The organism is Paenibacillus woosongensis, assembly GCF_030122845.1.
In the GTDB taxonomy this organism is placed as follows: Bacteria; Bacillota; Bacilli; order Paenibacillales; family Paenibacillaceae; genus Fontibacillus; species Fontibacillus woosongensis_A.
This window is the reverse complement of record NZ_CP126084.1, coordinates 1,462,772-1,484,177: the sequence shown is the minus strand read 5'-3', so window position 1 is coordinate 1,484,177 and position 21,406 is coordinate 1,462,772. Positions and strand designations below refer to the sequence as shown.

General features: G+C 51.2%; 17 protein-coding genes and 1 riboswitch. Of the genes, 3 read left to right on the top strand and 14 right to left on the bottom strand.

Annotated elements, in window-relative coordinates; genetic code table 11:
- Positions 1–53 precede the first annotated feature (53 nt).
- From QNH46_RS06430 to QNH46_RS06420, 3 genes are all read right to left on the bottom strand, one after another.
- Complete coding sequence (locus tag QNH46_RS06430; RefSeq protein WP_283927380.1) at positions 54–935, bottom strand: DUF6612 family protein; 882 nt, start codon at positions 933–935, stop codon at positions 54–56.
- Positions 936–1,279: 344 nt separating this feature from the next.
- Positions 1,280–6,274, bottom strand: coding sequence for a choice-of-anchor I family protein (locus QNH46_RS06425; protein WP_283927379.1), 4,995 nt, complete (start codon positions 6,272–6,274; stop codon positions 1,280–1,282).
- Positions 6,275–6,955: 681 nt separating this feature from the next.
- Positions 6,956–7,936 (bottom strand): DMT family transporter, encoded by a 981-nt coding sequence (locus tag QNH46_RS06420; protein ID WP_283927378.1) that lies wholly within the window; start codon positions 7,934–7,936, stop codon positions 6,956–6,958.
- Between the two features lie 128 nt (positions 7,937–8,064).
- Positions 8,065–8,217: riboswitch (FMN riboswitch) on the bottom strand.
- Positions 8,218–8,464: 247 nt separating this feature from the next.
- Between QNH46_RS06420 and QNH46_RS06415 the strand changes: the two genes are divergently transcribed.
- Together QNH46_RS06415 and QNH46_RS06410 are read left to right on the top strand one after the other, a co-directional pair.
- Entirely contained in the window at positions 8,465–9,217 is a 753-nt protein-coding gene (locus QNH46_RS06415) for an ABC transporter ATP-binding protein (RefSeq protein ID WP_430691885.1), read from the top strand.
- Complete coding sequence (locus tag QNH46_RS06410) at positions 9,205–9,957, top strand: ABC transporter permease (RefSeq protein ID WP_283927376.1); 753 nt, start codon at positions 9,205–9,207, stop codon at positions 9,955–9,957. Before QNH46_RS06415 ends, QNH46_RS06410 begins: the two co-directional genes overlap by 13 nt.
- A 247-nt stretch (positions 9,958–10,204) precedes the next feature.
- Here the strand turns inward: QNH46_RS06410 and QNH46_RS06405 are convergent, their stop codons facing one another.
- A complete protein-coding gene (locus QNH46_RS06405; protein ID WP_283927375.1) occupies positions 10,205–10,381 on the bottom strand; it encodes a hypothetical protein in 177 nt (58 codons plus the stop codon).
- Between the two features lie 221 nt (positions 10,382–10,602).
- On the opposite strand from QNH46_RS06405, the gene QNH46_RS06400 reads away from it, so the two are divergent.
- Complete coding sequence (locus QNH46_RS06400; RefSeq protein WP_283927374.1) at positions 10,603–10,956, top strand: hypothetical protein; 354 nt, start codon at positions 10,603–10,605, stop codon at positions 10,954–10,956.
- A 294-nt stretch (positions 10,957–11,250) separates the two neighbouring features.
- On the opposite strand, the gene QNH46_RS06395 is transcribed toward QNH46_RS06400, so the two are convergent.
- From QNH46_RS06395 to QNH46_RS06350, 10 genes are all read right to left on the bottom strand, one after another.
- On the bottom strand, positions 11,251–11,460 hold the full coding sequence (locus QNH46_RS06395; protein WP_283927373.1) for a hypothetical protein: 210 nt from the start codon (positions 11,458–11,460) through the stop codon (positions 11,251–11,253).
- 6 nt (positions 11,461–11,466) lie between these two features.
- The gene (locus QNH46_RS06390; protein WP_283927372.1) at positions 11,467–12,312 is read right to left on the bottom strand and encodes a MetQ/NlpA family ABC transporter substrate-binding protein; all 846 of its coding nucleotides are present in this window, start codon (positions 12,310–12,312) and stop codon (positions 11,467–11,469) included.
- Positions 12,313–12,371: 59 nt separating this feature from the next.
- Positions 12,372–13,055 carry a methionine ABC transporter permease gene (locus QNH46_RS06385; RefSeq protein ID WP_283927371.1) on the bottom strand — a complete coding sequence of 228 codons (684 nt, stop codon included), beginning with the start codon at positions 13,053–13,055 and terminating at the stop codon, positions 12,372–12,374.
- Positions 13,048–13,812, bottom strand: a complete 765-nt coding sequence (locus QNH46_RS06380) for a methionine ABC transporter ATP-binding protein (protein WP_283927370.1) — start codon at positions 13,810–13,812, stop codon at positions 13,048–13,050. The genes QNH46_RS06385 and QNH46_RS06380 overlap by 8 nt, the downstream gene beginning before the upstream one ends.
- A 228-nt stretch (positions 13,813–14,040) precedes the next feature.
- Entirely contained in the window at positions 14,041–14,838 is a 798-nt protein-coding gene (locus QNH46_RS06375) for a stalk domain-containing protein (protein WP_283927369.1), read from the bottom strand.
- A gap of 265 nt (positions 14,839–15,103) precedes the next feature.
- Positions 15,104–17,383, bottom strand: coding sequence for an outer membrane protein assembly factor BamB family protein (locus QNH46_RS06370; RefSeq protein WP_283927368.1), 2,280 nt, complete (start codon positions 17,381–17,383; stop codon positions 15,104–15,106).
- Positions 17,384–17,474: 91 nt separating this feature from the next.
- On the bottom strand, positions 17,475–17,804 hold the full coding sequence (locus QNH46_RS06365) for a thioredoxin family protein (protein WP_283927367.1): 330 nt from the start codon (positions 17,802–17,804) through the stop codon (positions 17,475–17,477).
- A gap of 293 nt (positions 17,805–18,097) precedes the next feature.
- Complete coding sequence (locus QNH46_RS06360) at positions 18,098–18,922, bottom strand: carbohydrate ABC transporter permease (protein ID WP_283927366.1); 825 nt, start codon at positions 18,920–18,922, stop codon at positions 18,098–18,100.
- A complete protein-coding gene (locus tag QNH46_RS06355; protein WP_283927365.1) occupies positions 18,919–19,812 on the bottom strand; it encodes a carbohydrate ABC transporter permease in 894 nt (297 codons plus the stop codon). The genes QNH46_RS06360 and QNH46_RS06355 overlap by 4 nt, the downstream gene beginning before the upstream one ends.
- Positions 19,813–19,939: 127 nt before the next feature.
- The gene (locus QNH46_RS06350; protein WP_283927364.1) at positions 19,940–21,256 is read right to left on the bottom strand and encodes an ABC transporter substrate-binding protein; all 1,317 of its coding nucleotides are present in this window, start codon (positions 21,254–21,256) and stop codon (positions 19,940–19,942) included.
- Positions 21,257–21,406 lie beyond the last annotated feature (150 nt).

The window sequence follows — 21,406 nt, the reverse complement described above, 5'->3', positions numbered from 1 at the left end:
GCAGTTGGTATATTTTCACAAAAAAAGCACCCCTTCCCTGGGTGCATGCTATTTTATTGAACCGCCAGTACTTCTTGCGGTATGTTGATTTCCTGGATTTCATTATAATTGGAGTATTTGCTCCAACTTTCGCTTTTTATGGAAAATGTGTTGCCTGACATCGTTACGTCCATATCCGTAGATAAGCTGACTTCAACCGGGTAATAAGTGTCTTTGCGGACAGTATACACGATGTTGGCCTTCCTAATTTTTATATCGGTGTAGTTATCCGTAAGCGGCTCGCCACGATAATTCGTCTGATTTCTGTAGCTTTTGGTGAATTTTAACAGCTGGCTGTCATTTAGCTTCGCTCGGATAACATAGTGTCCTCCCTCTTCGCTGACTTCCAGCGCATCCTCCACGGAGCGGTACGGCTCTAGCTGCCGCCAGGGATAGCCTGCCTCCACCATGCTTGGCATCGCTTTGCTCCTCATCTCTTCATTCATCTTCATCCAGTCATTCCCCAACTTCATGTAAATAGCATCTTTCGTGACATACTGCTCCATAACCATGGACATGTCCTCGGTGTGCATTTTCGTCTGGGTGCTTGAATGGGTCTGAAACGGTTCTTTAATGATATCGCTTCTCGTCAGCGAATCGATAATTTGTTCGGTGGATGCCGTATTTGAAACCCTGTTTATAATAGTCTGGTATACATCCACTTCAGTCGAGAAGCTCATGAGTTCCTTTCCAGCCTCGTTCATCCGTTGTATAAGCTCCTCCGCCTTCGGCAAATTTTGATTCGAAGTGGTCGCATTCGCATTCGAGCTTTTGTTGTTCTTGCTATCACTAACTGTAGACGTATTAACCTCCTCTGTGTTTGATTTCACTGTGCAGCCCGAAGCGACCACCGCCGCCATGAGACCTGCTATTAAGATTGCCATCCATTTGTTCAAGACATGTATCCTCCTATAGCCCATGCATTTTTCCAGTTCTTTACGATCATTTCTTTTTAAGGTAACCATTCGCTCTATTCTTGTCAATAACAAGAAAGCTCCTTCGCCTTCTAGTAAGCAAACGATTGCTGCTGATCGGAAGTGATGAACTACGACACCCGCGGCGCCGTGGCGCGAGGCTGAAACTCGAGACAGAACGTGAGACCAAGACACGAGACCAAAACACGAGACCAAGACATTAGACTGAAGCTCACATATGACCAAGAATACAAGCCAAAAAGGACGCCTGCCGGCGTCCTCTGGTATGTCCAATCCTATGCTACCTACCCACTTGGTTCCGTTCCTTATGCCTCGTCCACAAATCCAAGCTCTCGGAGCAATTTCAGCAAGATCACTGCAGCTTGGGCGCGGGTTATCTTCCCGTGAGCCTCGAAATTGCCCTGCGGATCGCCCTTCACCATACCCCGGTCCGCTAGATAGGCAGCGCCAGGGAACGCCCAGGCAGGAATCGCGTGCTGATCCTTAAATACCGCCAAAGAGCCCGGTATATTGCTTCCATCGCTGCCGTCCACAAGGCGGAGGGCATGGGCGACCATTACAGCCATTTCGGCGCGGTTTAGCTCTTGATCCGGATTGAAATGGCCGGATTCATCGCCGGTTACGATCCCATACTGTGCAGCAGAGCCGATCTCCGCGGCATGCGGCGTATTTGGGCCGACATCAGCAAATCGGCTATCCCCGATTGCTGTAACTGAGGCCAATCCCAGGCTCCGCATCAGCAAAGCTGCAAATTCGCCTTTGCTCACTGCTTGCCCCGGAGCAAATATGGAATCCTCCGTTCCTCTGGCGATCATTCGCGAAGCCAAGGCTTCAATCGCCTGCTGGGCCCAGTGCCCATGAATATCCGCAAACGTTTTGCGGTATTCCAGCACAGCATAGATGCTGTTGCCAGGGCGTTTGATTTCAAGGGCAGCCCCTTCATTTGTGCGTATTTTCACCGCAGGCACGAAGAGCAATTCACCAGTCGCTTCATCATATTGCACCGCCGTTAATAGCTTATCGGCAAAATGATCGGGAATGCCGATCGTTCGGCTGACATAGGTTAGCCCGAAATAACGGATCTCCCGTTCCTCGTCTTTCCCGGATAAAGTCACTTTAAAATCAAAGACCGTACCGGGTACGATTCCGGCTCCCTGAGCCGCGGCTTTACCGTTAATCTGCTGCAGCTTCTCTCCTGTGACGGGTGCCAAAATGACATTAACCGAAGCCTCCTGCCAATCCAGCGCGCCATTACCGCCCTCTAACTGCTGTAAACCCAGCACATGCAGCGGAAGAAGATAACTCGCTGATGCGGTACGGATGACCATGACGAGGTTCTTGTCTCTAGAGGATGCTGATGCCAGCGCCTTTGCCTGAAGAGACACCTTCACTGCTTGCAAAGCGGAACCCGATCCGGCAAAGTCCTTATCCTCCGCCTGAATCATGACCTCACGGTTCCCTTGCTCGGCGGCTGCCAAAGCAGCTTCAACGTCAGACAGCTGCGCGGTAATCCGGATCATTTCCGTGCCGTCCGCTGCGATTTCTTTTGTCCGCTGCAGCTGTTCGCCGGACAGCACATGCGCTCCCTGACTGCCGTTTCCACTGGGGCCGTGGTCCTTATCCGGCTCATTTTTGCCATTTCCTTGGCTCCCGCCGACGGTGTTGCTGCCACCACCAGCATTGCCGCCGCCAGCATTGCCAGACCCGCTGCCATTTCCAGGTTTGCTCTCAGGCTTCGCTTGTTCAACAATACGCCCTTCTACCCGAGGATGGACCGTCCCTCCCTGCTGCTCCACATGCTCGATAAAGATCTCATAGTCGGGATACCCGAGATCCTCATGGTACGCGCCAAGCGCAACCGCCTCGGCAAAGGAAGCATAACCGTCTCCCCCGTTGGCCACGAAGCTGTTGGTTGCCAAGCGGTAAATCGCAGACTCATTCAGCGGAATGTACCGCTCACCATTTTGAATCTGGATATCATACACTTTGCTGCCAGCCGGAGCTTTCGGATCCCACTTGAACTTCATGCCGGCGACCTGCGGAAATTTACCCGGCAGATCGGCAAGCTTGGCGCCGCTAACGCCATTCTCCAGTCCATCCTTAAGCTGTTTGCCGGTCACATCCAAAATATACAGCGTGTTCCCAAACGGCATCACCGTACGCAGCTCGCCCATCGTAATTTCGCCTTCGTCTATGGAAGCGCGGATTCCCCCGCCATTGGTCAGGGCAATATCCGCATTTTTGAGATCCTTCGCTTTCGCCAGCATGCCATCGGCAATGAGGTTCCCCAGATTCGTCTCTCTGGAGCGCACATGGTCGCGCTCCCCGTCGAGAACAACGCCGGCAATTCCGATCACCTGCTTCTTGAGTACGTCCAGTTCAGCGTTATATGGCTCCAGCATCGCTTTCAGCTCGCGATCTTCCTCTACCTGGCTGTCTACGGGAAGGAGTCTTCCGGACGTTTGGCCCGCTCCCGTCAGCACGACGCCGTTACGGTCAAAATAAAGATCGACGCGGCCCAAATATTTCCCCCATTCATTGGCCTGCACGATCACCGTCGGCGCGCCGCCATCCGAATTCAAGATGATTTCCGGCTCATCCAGCTTCGTATGGGTATGGCCGCCGACAATCAGGTCGATCCCGTCCACTGCGCCAGCGAGCTGTTTATCCCGGCTATAGCCTAGATGGGACAAGGCGATAATGATCTGAATTCCTTCTTGCTCCATCGCCTTTACCGTCTCAGCTGCAGCCTCTGCAGCGGGAAGAAATGCAACATTTTTTCCGGGACTCGATGTTTCCTTGGTGTCTTCTGTAGTCAGGCCCATCACACCAACACGCTTGCCGTTGACGTCAAACACGACATACGGATACACGCCAGCATCCCCTGCCGCTTGAGAAGTGCCAGCCCTCATCGTCTTAGGCGATCTAATCCATGGCACCATATGATTATCCTTGCTGAAATCAATGTTCGAGCTTACCAGCGGGAACTGTGCCTGGCTCACAAATTCGGCAAGTACGGCTGTTCCCCGGTCAAACTCGTGATTGCCGAAGGTCATTGCGTCATATTGCAGCTGATTCATAAACGCCAAATCAGCCAACCCCAGCCACTTGGTAAAATAAAGATCCCCCGAGAACACATCCCCTGCATCGACCAACAGGCTGTTTCCGGCCGTCTCCTCGCGGATTTCCCTGACAAGGGTTCCGCGTCTTGCGACATCGGCTAAATGGGCATGCGTATCATTGGTATGCATCACCGTCAGCTTCCAGTCCGCCGGGGCAGCCTCACTCACGGTAACTTTCGCCATAGCCATGCCATAGCCGTCTTCGCTGATTGCCGTAACCTCCGCACTCCCGGCAGATACAGGTGTAACGAGGCCATCTCCATTTACCGCCGCGATACCGGGATTGGAGGATGTCCAGTTCACACCGATTTGGCCAACGCCGACGGCGTCCACCACTGCCGTCAGCTTCTCCCCGGCACCGCCCAAATTAAGGCGCAAGTCCGTCTTATTCAAGGTTACCTTAGTAACCTCCAACTCCAGGACAGTCACGGTGCCGCCAACCTCGTTTGCAACAAGCAGCAGCGGGCGCCCCGTCGGGCTGTCTGGCGCAGGAATGAACTCCAGTCCCTCCGGCCCCGTATCGGTATCCAGGCCCGCGCCGAAATCGCGTGTATTCGTATAATTGACGAATTCCGGCGCCGCCGGGTCAGTCACGTCATAAGTCATCACGCCGCCGATCCGCTCCAGCCCGATAAAAGCAAACACTTTATCGCCGACCCGGCCAACCGAGACGTATTCGGGCTCAGGGCCTTTTTTGCCGCTGCGATCATCCTTCTCTGCCTTGCTGTTGCTCGCATTGAAATAATCCGGCAGACGCTGAGCTGTAATTTGCTCAAAATCACTGCCGCTATCATACACAAGCCGCATGTCCGCAGCATTCCATATGGAGAAAGAACGTCCCCCGTACAAATAGACCTCGTCGTTCCCCATATCCCCGGCGACCTCGACTTTATCGTAAACCGTTCCCTTGCCCTCTAGAAACTGCGCTGCCGCAGAGTCGGGGTTCAGCCGGGTTCGCAGCTTGCCAAGCGTTGTGCCGTTCACCCGGTCAGGCCATTCGGTGACATCTCCTTCATTGGCCGTAAACAGATAGGTCTGACCGCCAAAATCATAGGCAGCTATTCCATCCGGCATATATTGGCCGAAGAATGGAACATTCTCCAGCTTGATCGTCCCGTCCTTCACCAAGTCCAACGAATTGGCCGGGTCGTTTAAATCTTTCACTCCTAGCCCGCGCACGGCTGTTACCGTTTTGGCGACGATATCGATCTCAGCGATCGCATTGTTCTCTTGCAGCGACACATAAGCGGTCTCTCCATCTGAAGAAAGGGCAATATACTCCGGTTCCAAATCGAACAAGGCATCGGCTTTATTCCCCGGACCAGTGATGCTGCCGTCTGCGCCGGAAGCTCCACGGATATGCACCAAATCATCGATCACCGCAGGATCATCAAATTTAACATGCGTCACCTCTTCGGTCAGCGTATCGACGATCGTAACGCTGCCTTCCGGATCGATCCCGGCAAGCCGCGGTTCTCCTTCATCCGCCGTCAGTATATAGCGTCCGTCCGGCGTAAACAGAAGCATGTCCGGCTGCACGCCGGCCTCGTAAGTCGTCAGCAAATTCCCGTCCTCATCCATGACGAGTATTTTGCCCGCTTTGGCCGCATCCGCTTCCTGTACTGCTACAGCTATGCGCTTCGTTTCCGCATGTACATCGACGCTGGTCAAGTCGCCGTATTGGAAGCCGTCCGTCTCTGCCAGCTCCTTGACTTGAATCGTCTTCTCCTTCGTTAAAGCACCGCCGGCCAGCTTGACGATATCAAGGCTTGGCGGGTTGGAGGAACCGTTAACGAGGTAGAACCTCCCGTTCCCTTTATTGTATTTCACGATCTCGGCCACGCCGCCGTCCTTGTTGGTGGAGCCAACCCGGTATGAACCGATTTTGCGAATGTAAAGCTTGTCTGTAAAATCGTAAGAGGCCGCTGCAACGTATACATTTTGCGTTACGGAATATGCTTCCGCAGGTTGTCTATGACCGGCTTGTCCGGCATCGGTTTGGAGTTCGCCAGCCTGCGGCCCGCCAGCGCCAATTTCTCCCGCCTCAAGCTGCTCCAAATGATCAAGTGCTGCGTTATCATCTTCAGCATAAGCCGCAGCCCCTGTAAATAGTGAGCCGGCAAGAAGCTGAACCGCCAGCAGTAAATATACAATCCTCCTGCCCATATTTCGCAACATGAATTCCCTCCCTGTATGATGATTACTATCGCCCCCATCATATAGAACAAATGTTATCGTTAACGCTTTAAATGTAGCGCTTTATGTAAATTAGCTGATTGACCCATAAATGCAAAAAAACAGCAGGCTTCTTCTTGTCAGGAAGATGAATCCGCTGGCCTTGTTATACTTTATTGCCATCTCACTGGTGAATATGACCGAGCTGCTCCAAATTTTGCGGTCATTTCTCCGCGATGCGTATCACAAAAAATCGATCACCACCTGCCTTCCACTGGAAGACAACGATGATGATCGATCCGAAAGCAATCATTTCTATATAAAATAAACTATTGAAATGAATGTGCAGCAGGCAGATCAAGTTCATTATATATCAACCGTTGTACTAAGATGCTGTACCATAAGATGCACACCAAACGGTCCTAATTAAATGGAATACAGGCATCTAATCAAACTCCAAACAATTGTTTTAGGGAAGTAGATGGATTTAAGACTCTAAAATCATGGATCCCACCCATCATGGGCAGCTTCTCTCCTTCTAGCGATATGAAATCCATTTAAATCTATTTTTCCCTTCTTGCTGCAAAAACTAACTACTATAAATCCATTTATTTTATTATAAGTTGAACCCAACAAATAAATATGTGGCAAGTACGTACATGTTGTTCATCTTATCTACATGAATTATGAAGACTTAAGTGCCGCATCAGGCGCTGCCTGTGACTGCCGGGAAATCACGAACAGCGTAGCCCAGATCAGCATAAAACCGAAGGCCTGAGCGACCGTGACCATCTCCTGAAAGGCAATCCAGTTGATAAGTACTCCGACCATCGGGAAGCTTAGCTCTGCAAGTGTGGCGACCGAGGCCTTGGTCGTAGTGAGCCCTTTATAGTAGACGAGCAGGCTGAGCAAGCCTGGCAGCAGCGCTTGACCGAGCAAATTCAAGGATACGGCCGCAAAAGCGCCAGCCTCAGTAGGTATGTTCCAAGCTGCCCCTTCGTTCCAGGTAATTGCGAACAACAACGGCAGTGCCAGCACGAAGCGAAGCGAGGTTACCGTCTCGTATTTCATTTGGCCCACCATCAGACGGCCCATTACTGTAGAACCGCCCCACAGCGCCGCCGCGCCAAGCGACAGCAGGCTGCCGACCTGTACAATTTCGCTCCAGTGCCCGATCGGCAGGGTAAAGCCGAAGGTCAGCAGATAGGTGCCGGCCAGTGCCAGAATAATCAGCCAAGAGAAATGACGCGGCAGCCGTTCCTTCAGCAACATTCTTGCCAGGACGATCGCAAACAGCGGCTGGAGCTTCTGCAGAAGCAGAACGGCATTGGGATTGCCATGAACGAGTCCCATCGTGAACAGGATGGTGGCTATGGCCGATCCGCCCCACGAAATGAAGAGCAGGGCTCCGGCTTGCTTCCAGCCCAATCCTCGCAGCTCCTGGCGATTCTTCCACATGACCGGAATGGCAATCAAGGCGATGATGATATGCTCCAGCAGCACGATTTGCGCCGATGTGAGCGACTTGAGCAAAATGATGCGAAATAGCGGATCGGCCCCCCAAAGGGCAGCTCCGAGAACGACTAGCCAGAACCCGCTTTTCGGTCGGGCGGCCTGCAGCGGCAGCGAAGGTTTGATTTTGACTCCTACAGTTGCGTTTTCCATCTTGCAGTCTCCTTACCTTGAATACGGAGTCTTATGTGCAGAAAACCCCCGTCATCGACATCGTCGACCTGTACGGGGGCTGATCAAATAAGCTTGCCTGGACATGACAAATCCGCAGCATGCTTACCCTTGATCTTCTCCCATCCGGACTTTACCGTCGGCCCTGGATTTTCACCAGATCAGTCCCTGCCTCATTCAGACAGGGAGTCGCGGGCTGAAGGCCGTTCAAGGAACGGACTATCACCGCCGGTCAGGAATTTCACCTTACCCCGAAGATCCATATTCAAATGTTATTTTTGTTATTATCAAGCTCTGTTTGTTGCCTTGAATTTAGAATACTACAAATTAATACTTATTCCAGTGAAGGAAGTCACACTTGAAACCATCCCATGACATGTTTCATGTAAATTCATTTCACTTTCAATTATTATAACATTATTTCATACGTTGTGTAATCCACTTTTTATTCCAACGGTTTGTTAAAATGTACTATATAAATATCCTGTAAAAAAAGAGGTGCCCACCATCTTGCCTACTCTGCTTGAATTGGAACAATTGAAGAAGAGCCATGCCGACTCGCCCGGGACTCTTCTATTTAGCAATGTCAGCGCAGCGGTAGCCCGCCACGACCGCGTTGCCCTTCTGGGCATGTCAGGGCAAGGCAAAAGCACCTTGCTGCGAATTTTATCCCTGCTGGATATAGCCGATGAAGGCGATATCCGCCTAGAGGGCATATCTTCCACGCAAATCGATCCTATAGAATGGCGCAAAGCTGTCTGCTACGTGGCCCAGCAGGCCGTTATGCTGCCCGGCAGCGTCGAGGATAATTTGCGGACGGTGCATCAATTGCACCGCATTCCTTACGACGCTCCGCTTGTGGGCAAGCTGCTTGCACAAGCAGGCCTTGAGACGATCGACCTCAGCAAAACTGCAGCCGATTTATCCGGCGGGGAGAAGCAGCGCATCGCCCTGATCCGGTCGCTGCTGCTGCGGCCAAAAATACTATTGCTCGACGAAATCACAGCTTCGCTGGATCAGAGCAACGCCATAAGGGTAGAAGAACTGCTTCAACAATGGCATCGCCAGGAAGGCACCGCCATGATCTGGGTGACGCATCAACTGGAGCAGGCTGCCCGGATCAGCGATTATGTCTGGTTTATGGGTGATCACACCTTGCTGGAAAGGACACCGGCGAAGCAGTTTTTTGAGCAGCCTGAGACAGGTCTTGCCCGCAAATTCCTGAATCAGCCGCTGGACAGAGGTGAATTATGTCTCTCTTAGCACTCAGCTTTACAATCATTTTCGTGATGGTCACGATGCTGATCTCCGTATGGCAGAAGCTTGATCTGGAGAAGGATATCGCCAGCGGAACGATCCGTGCCGCTGCGCAGCTGCTGTTCGTCGGCTATGTGCTTCAGTTTGTATTTAACAGCAATCATCCGTTATTCATCATAGCCATCGTCATATTCATGATTACCGTCGCTGCCAGCAATGCCGCCAAGCGGGGCAAAGGACTGGCAGGAATCTGGTGGAGAGTAGCCATCGCCATTGCAGCCACGGAATTGCTCATGATGGGCCTCTTGCTGGGTCTGGACATTATAGAGCCAACACCCCAATACATCATTCCGATCAGCGGCATGACCATTGGCAACGCCATGGTGGTAGCCGGATTGTTCCTGAACCAGTTCAAACGCGATATCCTTGCCTCGCGCGGCGAAATCGAAACGCTGCTCTCCCTGGGCGCATCCGCTCGGAGATCGGTTCAGGATGTCATGAAACGCTCCGTGAAATCGAGTATGATCCCGACGATCGATGGAATGAAAACCGTTGGGCTCGTCCAGCTGCCGGGCATGATGACCGGCATGATCATCGCCGGAGCCGATCCCGTCGAGGCGGTTCGCTATCAAATTCTGATCGTATTTGCCTTTACCAGCTCCGCCGCCATTACCAGCATCCTGCTCAGCACGCTCAGCTACCGTCAATGGTTTACGAAGGATTTGCGTCTGCGCCGGGTCGAATAACGATATGACATTTGTACGTGAAGCATGAATGATACAGTTCGGCGAAGGTAAATGGCCACCTGCTTCAAATCCTGTTCATTCTCCTCGAAGTCTCGCATCAAAGAAATCATACTTGTATATTTTCCGAGCAGGAATTTCGTACGCTGGATTTCCTGCTCACTTGCTTTCGGAAAGAGGATATAGGGGTCTTCGTTGTGAAAATATTTTGTGTAATAATATACGGGATATTTTCAGTGTGATTTGAGAATCAATACTCTCCGCCCCGTTTGTGGTACCGTCCACTCTTCATTGCTATTTGTGGAGCAGCCCTATCCAATCGACTACTTACAACTATGTTTGGCAGCTTATCCGCTCCGATCCGCTGAAGGTGCACATTGATCTGCTCCGAAGTCCATGATTCCGTCTTAAGTCCTTCGTCCAGCATCACCATACCCCCTTACGCGCTATATGATTGAACTGTGCATTAACTTATCAACTCAAACTCATCATGTAAGCATAGTCATCTATCTATTACATTTACTAATATCATCCTAATCTTATATTCAATTAAATACCTTTAATTTCTATATTTACATATTATATTTAAAATATAATTGATTTTTTTTCCATAAATGTATATATTAATTAAAAAAGGAGGTGTAATCTATGAAATTTAGTTTAAAAAGAATATCTTTTATCACTCTCTTCTTGACATTTTTAATTGCTATTACTTCAGTATTGCCAGCATCAACAGCCAGTGCAGCAAATAAGGCTAATGACTTCTATGATACCTCTCCGAAATATGTAGAAGTTTCTAGAACTATTAATTTTGGAAAGGGAGAGAAAGATTCTTCTGGTCCATCACTTAATTACTACCACATTACTTACTTTCCAGCTGGTAGGTTTACAGGAACACTACAACTGGTTAATCCTTACCTCACCGTTATTAGTAACGATGGTTCAGGTTACCATTATGTGACCTATAAGGGTTACGTTTACTTCAATCCATATTGGCCTTAATAGATCAGGAGCATTCAGTTAACATAGAATGCTCCTTTTCTCTACTCATTAGGTAATATCTTCGCAGTCACATGCCTTGGTTGTTCGTAACCGCGCTCAGGACATACAAATGAGTCACTGTCCTTTTTCTTCTGCTTCTCCCAGCTCCCAAGCCTCACACCAAAACGGTAATGTATCAATTTCGTATGTTAAGGGATTAAGTTAAAGAGGCTATTATCATATGCCAGATGATGATTCGCACAAAGAACACCGCCAGTGTCTCCGCCATCCGTCATCCAGTCTGGGACATCTCCATCAAGTCCAGAACTCGGCTTCTCCTGATGAAGAATTCTCTACTTCTGGCTCTCCACCTTCTTGCTCATCATTTGCGCCATCTTCTTCATGCTTTGAGTCCTGATACACTTCTCTGAAATCTAGGGCAGCCTGTGGATCACCTATATCGTTAGAAGCAAAAATCCGGGGCCTCCCGCATGGGGAAGTCCCGGATTTTTGTGTAATGTTCATTTGAAATCATTCGAAAGCAGGAATGGCGATTTCATCGTAATTGTCTTGCAGGAACTGCTTCACCTCAGGACCGGACATGGCCTTGGCCAGCTTCTGCACCGCTTCGGAGTCCTTGTTATCCTCGCGGGCTACTAGCGTAATCGCGAAATCGGATTCCGCCGTCTCGGTCAATAGCGCGTCCTTCTTCGGCGTCAAGCCGAGCGGGCTCGCATAAGCCGGCGTCATGAGCACGAGATCCGCATCGTCCAGCATCCGCGCCAGCATAAGCAAATCCACTTCCTCGAACTTATAGTTCTTCTCATTTTCGATAATATCTGCTTGCGTCGCTTCAATGCCGACGCCTTCCTTCAGCTTGATAATGCCGGCTTTATCCAGCATATCCAGCGAACGTCCAATGTTGGAAGGGTCGTTAGCGATGGCGATCACCGCGCCCTCCGGCAGCTCCTCCATCGATTTATAACGCTTCGAATAAGCGCCGTATACAGCGTGATAGATTGGTTGTACAGCTACCAGATCAGCATTCTTGTTCTGGTTGTACTGCTCCATATACGGGACGTGCTGAAAGAAGTTGACGTCCACTTCCTTATTCGCCAGCGCATCGTTCGGCTGGATATTGTCCGACAATACGACAAGCTCCAGATTAACGCCTTCTTCCTTCAGCAGCGGCTGAACGAGCTCAAGGATCTCGGTCATCGGCGGAATAAGGGTTGCCACTTTAAGCGTGACCTCCTCCTGCTGCTGCTGCGATTCCGCAGGCGAAGCCTCCTTATTCGCTGCGCCGCTGTCCGCTTGTTTACCGCAGCCGGCCACAACAACCATTAGTAATGAGAGCATGAGCATCCATTTTTTCATCGTATGTTTCCCTCCGAATATTTCTCTAAGTATAATGTAAAAAATTATAAATCTTGCAGCTATGACCGCTTATCCAGCAACTTGGAAATCGTCGTGCCTGCATATTGAATACCCTGTACCAGCACGATCATCAATAGGATCACCCCGGTCATCAGTTCCGTCTCAAAACGCTGATATCCGTATCGAATGGCAAAATCGCCAATCCCGCCGCCTCCGACGATCCCCACGACAGTTGAATAGGAAATATAGCTGATCGTCGACGTAGTTAATCCCAGCACGAGGCCTGATCGAGCCTCCACGTACAGAAACTTGACGATCATCTCCAGCTTGGACGCACCCATCGAGCGCGCCGCTTCGATCACGCCGCGAGGCACATCGAGCAGCGCCTGCTCCACCTGCCGGGCATAGAGCGCAATCGCCACGACCGACAAAGGTATCGAGGCCGCCACCGTGCCGATTGCTGTACCCACAATGATCCGGGTGAGCGGAATCATGAAGACAACCAGCAGCAGAAACGGGAAGGAGCGGATGATATTGACGAGGCCGTTAAGCAGCCATGAGCAGGTGCGGTTTTCGTAGATCTGGCCTTTACGGCACAGGAACAGCAGGGTGCCGACAGGCAGGCCGCAGACGATGGCAGCGGCAACCGATATTCCCACCATGAAGAAGGTCTCGCCGATCGCCTTCCTGATTTCAGCCTCGTATTGAATCATACTGTCCAGCATGACAGAAATATCAAACATCGCTAAGCCCCTCCGTACCCAACAGCTGTTCCCTGTACGATTTCGGTGACAGGATCGCAGAGGCACGGTTCTGAGGCTGCAGTGCAAAGCTGTCCGTCAACCGGCCGTCCTCCATCACGGAGACCCGTTGGCATAGCTGCGCTACCACATCCATCTCGTGCGTGACGATAATGATCGTGACGCCCAAGGTCTCGTTCACATGCCTCAAGACGCCAAGGATATCATTCGTCGTATTCGGATCGAGGGATGAGGTCGGCTCGTCGCAGAGCAGTACCTTCGGGTGATTCGCCAGAGCGCGGGCTATCGCTACCCGCTGCTTCTGCCCTCCGCTAAGCGCCGCCGGGTATTCCTCCGCCTTGTCCGATAACCCGACAAACCGCAGGCACTCGCGAACCCGCTCAGCCCGTTCCTTCCTCGGCAGGCCAGCCAACTCCAGGGGAACGGAGACATTGCCGCTGACCGTACGATTCTGAAGCAAGTTGAATTGCTGAAAAATCATGCCGATGGATCTTCTCGCCCGGCGCAGCTCGCCTTCACTCAGGACGGTCCAATCCTGGCCTGCTATGATGACCCTCCCTGCATCCGGAGCTTCCAGCATATTCATCAGCCGCAGCAGCGTGGATTTTCCTGCGCCGCTAGGTCCGATGATGCCATGAATCGTTCCTTCCTCAACCGTGAGAGTTACTTCCTGAACCGCAGCTAATCTGTCATTTCGCTGCTGGCCATAGCTCTTGCTAACCTCCTGCAGGGATATCATTCGATTGTCCCCCTTTAACCATCTTGAAATTGTACTACTAATTTCAAACATCTGTTATACTCTATATCTTGTTATGATTATACGTGATTAGAGTCACTGTGTCACTAATTTTAATAAATACACTAATCTACAACATAGCAATAACCATGCAAAAAACCGAAAGACGGCCGCATACAAGCGGTTATCTCTCGGCTTTAAAGCTGATTATTTACATAGACATAATTTAAATTAATTCTCCAGCCAGCTTTCGTCCCAAATGACGTAGCCCGTGGAATCCTCCCCGGCCGGTCCGATAAATTTAACGTACAGCTCGGTTGTGTTGTTAGGCAGCACCAGGACGTTTTCTGCTACGGTGCCGTTTTCGATTTTACCGGTTGCAAAGGCTTGTCCATCCTTGTCGGCAATCGTATAGCTTCCAGAGTATACTTTATCGGACTTCGGCGTTTTGAAGCCAACCAACACGCCGACTTTTTTCGTGCCGTCCTTGACTTTAAAAGCAACGCCTTGTCCGGCACTGTTCACGCCCGTAACCATAAATGCGGCTTCGTATTGCGTCTCTCCGAACTGCAAATCAGCCTTGTTCCGAGTGATGCCGCTTGTATAGTAGCTCCATTTGAAGTGAGATACGTTATCTACGCTAAAAGGACTGCGCTCTCCCTTGCCCGGAGTTTGGGCAACCGGTCCCGTCGTAATCGAAATTTGCTGTTTGGCCGCATCGAAGCGAATGTCCGCCCCTGTAGCCTCGGCCACAGCGCGCAGCGGTACATATGTCGTCCCTTTATAACTGATGGGAACAGCCTTCGCCCCGTTGGCATCTTTAGCCGTCCATGCCTGTCCGTTCAGCAAAAACGAAATGCCGTGGTTCAAGTTAGCTTGAATGCGCTCCAATGTAGATGCTGCAGACACACCAGCGGAAAAAGTCAACAACAGAACAAGTGCGGTTCCGATCACCAGGAAGCGCGAATACTGCAGGCAACCATATTTGGGCGCAATCACCGCGAGAAGGCCGGCCTGGACAGCAGACACAACTCCCGCTCTATGATTCTATTTCCAATACAACTATGAATCCAACCGCATTATCACCAACTGGCTCAAGTCAGCCTCATAATAATATGCAGCCATTTCTAGCCCTGAATTTTATCATTTGCCTCGACGGAGAGTACCCTTCTCAGGATTAGTTTGGTTGCTTAATACATAATGAACTAACCAATGAAGCCGAGAAACAGCCACTTGCAACGTGGCTGTTTCTCGGCTTCAAGCACACCTTATATATTGCTCTGGTTAACAGCGCCTACTTCTCCGAGCTCTTTAATATGGACTCCAGTTCCTTTAAACTCAGTCGGGTCAATGCACCGTTGGCGGATCCTGCGTATATTTCGTCTCCCGTCCTGTTGAGCAGGCCATCACGAGATATTTGCTCCCTCAGTTCGGCGTATCCCATCCAAATGTTCTGTATGCGTCCTGCGATATGCCCATCCTTCTTGCCGAGCGCAAGCAGATCATATCCGTAGGGGAGCAGTACGTAATCCTCAAGAAGCACATAGCTGCCTGGGGTCATGAGGGAGTAATCCTGACTGGCGGTGACAGGAAGCTTCCATACAATGCGTCCTGTCTGCAGCTCTGCTTTTACCGGAACGCCGTCCAGAACCAAATACATATGCTCCCCTTCGATGATGCCTTTCGATGCTTGCCCAGGCAAAGTCCAGAGCATCTTATCCGCGGCTGAATCATATAATAATGATTCGTAGCTCTCGACGGAGGATCCAAATGACTCGGACTTCACCGGCAGCTGTCGCTGTATAAGAAGGTATCGCTCATTCAGCACCTCAAAGCGTTCTCCCGTCTTTGCCGGATACCGTGCTGCCTCACTTCCCGTCTCCAGATCGACCAACAGCCACTGATCTCCGTGGAGCATCCATCTTCGTAAACGGTGCTCTGACGCAAATGGATCAGTCCTCGGACCACCGGCATAATACGGATATAAATGCGGGTCTTCACCGGTTATCGTATCGGCCTTGAGAGTCCAGGCGATTTTGCCGGTATTTGTGTCCCTGGCTTGAAGCAGCTGGCCGGTCTGTATAAGCACATACGGATCGTCTGCTCCGGAGTTCAACACCCGATAATCGCCTTGTATGGCAATTCCCCATTTCTGCTTCCCTGTCGTCCTGTCCAGCACGGCCAAATGGCCTGTTTCCCTGCCCATGTCCGGCCGGTCATATATAATGACGGAATTCTTGGCCCCGCCGATTTCCAGAAACCTTCCTTCTTCACCGCCTTCCAGCCTCGTTTCCCACAGGACTTCCCCATCGGCAAGCCGAATGTGGCGCACCCTGTCCTCATAGGCTTTCTTCTCCGGGCTGAACGATGTATAGACGGTGACCGAATCATCCGTATTTCCCATCATCTTGAGCAGTCTGCCGTATCCGGCATCGATTTGCCACAGCTTATCTCCAGTCAGCCGATCAATGCCATATATGTTTGAATCATCATGCATCCCGCTAAAACGCCCGTCATCTCCTTGAACTACAAGGACGTTATCGCTAGCCCCGGTGAGGTAGGCATACTGTAAATCCCCCTGATTCCGCCATACGTAAGGCAATTTCAATGTGTCCGGGAGCGGCCCCGCCATAAAATGATGGATAAAGGGATAGTCATCACCAGTAAACAGCCCGCTCATCGGCTTATCGCCTGCCGGCCATATCCACTTGCCTGTCTCAAGTCGGCCCGCTGGGGAGAGGATCGCAATGAATTGCCCTTCTGGACGTACAAATCTCCAACTCTCGCCCAGCAAGAACGTCTGCCCAGCCAGCTCCACATTCCCCGAATGCTCCTTTACAGCGGGCTCACCCAGGAACTTCGCGGTTTCCTCAGCTGAGGCTCCTTTATGGAGCAGCAAATCAACGATATCTCGAACCGCTGTCATGGGAATCGTCGAGCTTGGCTCCATTAAGCCCTCGGACATCTCCTCTTGCTTCGTGATCCGGCTCTCATGAACCCACAGCAAAATGGGCCGGTTCATAATATAGTCCTCATGCCAATGTGCCGGGCTTACGACAATGCCGTACCAATCATCCCACCTGGCAACCGATATCTGGCGTTCTTCCCGATTCCCCAGAGCGCTGGCGCTCCACTGAACCATGCTGCCGGGCGTCAATGACACCTTCGTGTTTGCGCGAAGCGTTACAGAAGTCGGTGCGATAGTTGATACTCGGCTTGAAGCCGCCGTTGTATACCAAACCGGAACCCATAACTTCCCCCGGGATGGATCCTGCAGTAATACCATTTCTCCCGATACGTCCTGTACAGAAAACGATTCCCCCTGGCGGCCATAATAATTCACATGGAAGCTATCGATGGGTTCCTTTCCGGACAGCGGATCAGCAAAATAAGGGGCTTCCTGCTTGAGCTTAAGCTGATCCCCCGCGCGGATATGGGCACTCGCTTTCTGAGCTTGGATTAGATTGGCCTGAGAGTTGCTGCTCCCCTTCACGTTCGCCGAGGTTGGCGCCTCTGCCAACAGCTGCGTCAACAGCAGAGCCGTGCAAATAACCATGAAACCGCGAATATTCACAAGGGTTTTTCCTCCTTTTTCCAAACCTTATCTACATCTTAGACGCTCAGAAAGCCATTTAGTTGCCCGTTTCCGATAAACTCAGACTATTTTACATCTCCTCTAAAACCCCTTCATACCTTATCAGCACCTGTTCCAGCTCATCCATACGGACAAAGCGGGATTCCCGGAATACTTCCTTTCCTTGAAAAAAGAGCAGCAATGTCGGTGCAGACAAAGCCAAGTACTCCGCTGCCGTATCCGGAGCATCCTCCATAAATACATAGATTCCCCTTACCTTCGCATGGGACTTAAGCAAACCGGCCGCCTTCGCTTGAATCGATTCGCATACACCGCATTGGCTCGTCTTGATCAGAAGCAGGACTAAGGGGGACTCCTGAATCATCTGTTTAATTTCACTCAATTGATATAATCTTTGCATGCAGCTTGCCTCCCTGATGTCTAATGGACGACCTGGTCGGAGCGATTGGCATCATGCCCCTTCGTCAGAACAAGTTCTTCCCAATCCCAGATCCATATTAGCGTAGAGTAGTACTAACATCTTATCGAAGAAACCGCCCGGATCCCCAAGCGGTTTCTATACAACAAGTATAGCTGCATATATAGCTTTACTCTACCGGGCGCCCCGACAGTCATCGCCACTGACGCCCCTCTGCCGGCCCGCTATGGTAACACGTTATGGCGCGCGGGCGGCAGCTCATCATGGCGACCCATCTACTTCACCGAACCCATCATGCCCGCCACGAAATGCTTCTGCATCAGGAAAAATACCAGCGCCGTCGGCAGCGTAGCGATGACAATCGCCAGCATGATCAGACCGTAATCCGGCGAATAACCCGATCCCAGATTGGAGATGAGCAGCGGGATCGTCTTCTGCTCCGGCGATTGCAGCACGATGAGCGGCCACAAATAATTGTTCCAGCTCGACATGAAGGTAATGATGCCCGCGGCGGCGTAGGTCGTTTTCATCGTAGGCATGAATATTTTGAAAAATATCCCCAGCTCGCTCAGCCCGTCAATGCGCCCGGCTTCCACCATATCCTTGGGGAACATTTTCGAATTCTGCCGGAAGAAGAAAATCAGAAAAGCTGTCGTAATCGTCGGCAGCATGACCGAAGCCATCGTATCGATGCCAATCGCCGGGAGGCTGCCGGAAATGTTGGCGAACATCCGGTAGAGCGGGATCATCAGCGCCGCAAACGGAATCATCATCGATAGCAGCAGGATGCTGAAGACGATATCCTTCGCCCGGCTGCGGTAAATTTCAAACCCGTACCCGGCCAGCGACGCGATGACAATCGCCAGAATCGTCGTGAGCACGGATATTTTCGCGGAATTCCATAATGAAGTCCATAGATCGGTCGATTCGGCGAGCTTCCGGAAATTGTCCAGCAAATGACTGCCGGGCAGCAGACGGCCCTTCGTGACTTCAACCGATTTGTTCGTAGCGCTCACAACCATCCACAGGAAGGGAAAGATCGAGACGAACGCTGCTCCGCCGAGAAAAGCGTAGGTGAATACGCGCTTCAGCTTGCTCATTTTTTATCACCTGCCACTTTAAATTGAAGGATCGACAACAGAACGATGATGACCACGATAGAGTACGATACGGTTGCCGCATATCCGAAGTCCGCTGTGTACTTGAAGGACAGGTTGTAAATATACTGCGAAATCGAGAGCGTCGCGTTGCCGGGCCCGCCCTTCGTAATGTTCATGACCTCGTCGAAGAGCTGCAGCGTACCGATCGTGGAGGTGATGGAGGTGAATAAAATGATTGGCTTCAGCATCGGAACCGTGATTTTCGTAAATTGCTTGAATGACGAGGCCCCATCGATCCGTGCAGCTTCATAGATAGAGCTGTCGATATTTTGCAGCGCCGATAAGTAAAAAATCATGTTATATCCCGTCCAGCGCCAGGTAATCGCAATAATGATCGTGATCTTCGCCCAGAATGGATCCGTAATCCACTGGATCGGCACCTGGATGACGGACAGCTTCAGGAGCAGTGAGTTCACCAGCCCGTCGGCCGCAAACAAATATTTGAACACGACAGAGTATGCAACAAGTGAGGTGACGCATGGCAGGAAAATCGCCGTCCGGAAAAACCCGCGGAATTTCAGTTTGCTGTCGTTCAACAGCACCGATATGAACAACGCGAGAAGAATCATGACCGGAACCTGAATGATCAAGTAAATGAACGTGTTCGATAAGGACGTCAGAAATGTTTTGTCGGATAGCAGCCTTACGTAGTTGGAGCCTCCCGTATAAGTCAGATTGCTCCCCGTTCCGGTTTTGAACGACAGGATCAGCGCCTGAACCATCGGATAGAAATAGAAGGCCGCGATCATGGTTACGGCAATCAGGATGAAGCTCCACCCGGTTAAATTGCTTTTGGCGCGGATGCTAAGGCCTGTTCTGTCCGCTTTCATCTTTAGCAAGAGCCCCTTTCTGCCCATAAAAATAACCCCGGGACGCTTCGCCTCCACAAGTCAAAATGCAGCTCAGCGCCCAGGGGTTCTGGGTATTTGTTATGAAACGAGCGGATAACCCGCCGCTTTATTTAACCTGAGCTTCGGCCTGTGCCTGCGCATCGCTTAACGCCTGATCGATGCCCTTGCCGTTCAAGTAATTTTGCATTTCTACGACTAGGATATCCTCGATCGCATAAGTGGAAATGCCGTAGTTCACCTTTGGAATCTCGGCCGTCCAGGCCGCGAAATCATTGACGATCTGCTGACCGCCGAAGAACTCATCCGGCTTGGCATACGCTTCGCCGGAAGCAGCCGCCTTCAGTGTGCCGATCGCGCCGACGTTCGTCAGCAGGTTCTGGTACATGTTCACGTCCGATCCAAAGGTTTCCGCTAGAAAATCCGCGGCCGTCTCCGCACCCGGAATGTTCATGACGTACCAGGAGCTCCCCCCCAAATTCGTCGCATGTACGGAATTTGGTGTTTGCGGCAGCTTAGGGATCGGCAGGATTGCCCATTGCCCGGCCTGGGAGGCTTCCGCCTTAACGGACGGCGTAATCCAGTTGCCCGTCGGCACGGTAGCGACATCCCCGTTGTTGATGTTGGCGATAAACTGGCTCCAGTCCGCGTTCACCTTCACAACGTTTGCTTCCATCATTTCCTTGTACAGCTCAAACGCTTCCTTCAGCGCCGCATTGCCCGCCAAATCAGGCGTTTTGCCGTCCTCCGCCAAATACCATGATCCGGCGGATTGAATCATCATGCGGATGATTCCCAAATCGTTCGGGTCAAGCGTAATGATGTCCTTGCCGGTTTTTTCCTTAATGACCTTGCCGATTTCGATATATTGCTTCCAATCGATATTTTTCAAGTCGTCCAGCGTGTACCCCGCCTGCTCGATGTAGTCTTTGCGGACGTACATGCCCGTGACCCCGGAATCAAACGGTACCCCGTATTGCTTGCCGTTCAGACTGGTCGGCCCGATTTTGTATTCCGCGAAATCCTCGGAGCGCACCTTGCCGCTGAGATCATAGAACGCGTCCGGGTAGGATTGCAGGAAGCCCTGCGCCCGGTAATCCTCGATCAGCACGATGTTCGGCAGCCCTTTTGTCGTGCCGGAGTTCAGCCCCGTGTTCAGCTTCTGAATGATATCCGCTTGCGCGAATTCTACGATGTTGATTTTGGCATCGGGATTCTTCTTGCTGTACGCTTCCTTTGCAATGTTCAGCGCAGCAATGTTGAACGCTGGATCCCAAGCCCAGATCGTGATTTCCTCCGCCTTGCTGCCGGAACTGCTACCGCCGCTATTGCTTCCGCTTGCCGCCGGCTCTTGGCCGCCTCCACCGGATGAGCAGCCTGCGAGAATCACCATGCAGCTCAGGAATAAAGCTAGTACTTTCTTCATCGTTTCAGCCCCTTTGATCGTAAATGAGTTCTCTATCCCCTGAAGATCAATAAGCTTATTTGCAAGCGCTTACCACAGGGTCTGCATTTATCGTAGCACCGGGCCAGGAAGCAGCGTTAGCAATTCCTTTATAGAGACTTGTGATTTTAT

Excerpts from the sequence above, each read along its gene's own strand:
- QNH46_RS06355 (WP_283927365.1), bottom strand. The coding sequence starts at position 19,812 with ATGAAAGCGGACAGAACAGGCCTTAGCATCCGCGCCAAAAGCAATTTA.
- QNH46_RS06390 (WP_283927372.1), bottom strand. The coding sequence starts at position 12,312 with ATGAAAAAATGGATGCTCATGCTCTCATTACTAATGGTTGTTGTGGCC.
- QNH46_RS06350 (WP_283927364.1), bottom strand. The coding sequence starts at position 21,256 with ATGAAGAAAGTACTAGCTTTATTCCTGAGCTGCATGGTGATTCTCGCA.
- QNH46_RS06380 (WP_283927370.1), bottom strand. The coding sequence starts at position 13,812 with ATGATATCCCTGCAGGAGGTTAGCAAGAGCTATGGCCAGCAGCGAAAT.
- QNH46_RS06420 (WP_283927378.1), bottom strand. The coding sequence starts at position 7,936 with ATGGAAAACGCAACTGTAGGAGTCAAAATCAAACCTTCGCTGCCGCTG.
- QNH46_RS06360 (WP_283927366.1), bottom strand. The coding sequence starts at position 18,922 with ATGAGCAAGCTGAAGCGCGTATTCACCTACGCTTTTCTCGGCGGAGCA.
- QNH46_RS06405 (WP_283927375.1), bottom strand. The coding sequence starts at position 10,381 with ATGCTGGACGAAGGACTTAAGACGGAATCATGGACTTCGGAGCAGATC.
- QNH46_RS06365 (WP_283927367.1), bottom strand. The coding sequence starts at position 17,804 with ATGCAAAGATTATATCAATTGAGTGAAATTAAACAGATGATTCAGGAG.
- QNH46_RS06385 (WP_283927371.1), bottom strand. The coding sequence starts at position 13,055 with ATGTTTGATATTTCTGTCATGCTGGACAGTATGATTCAATACGAGGCT.
- QNH46_RS06400 (WP_283927374.1), top strand. The coding sequence starts at position 10,603 with ATGAAATTTAGTTTAAAAAGAATATCTTTTATCACTCTCTTCTTGACA.
- QNH46_RS06410 (WP_283927376.1), top strand. The coding sequence starts at position 9,205 with ATGTCTCTCTTAGCACTCAGCTTTACAATCATTTTCGTGATGGTCACG.
- QNH46_RS06425 (WP_283927379.1), bottom strand. The coding sequence starts at position 6,274 with ATGTTGCGAAATATGGGCAGGAGGATTGTATATTTACTGCTGGCGGTT.
- QNH46_RS06395 (WP_283927373.1), bottom strand. The coding sequence starts at position 11,460 with ATGAACATTACACAAAAATCCGGGACTTCCCCATGCGGGAGGCCCCGG.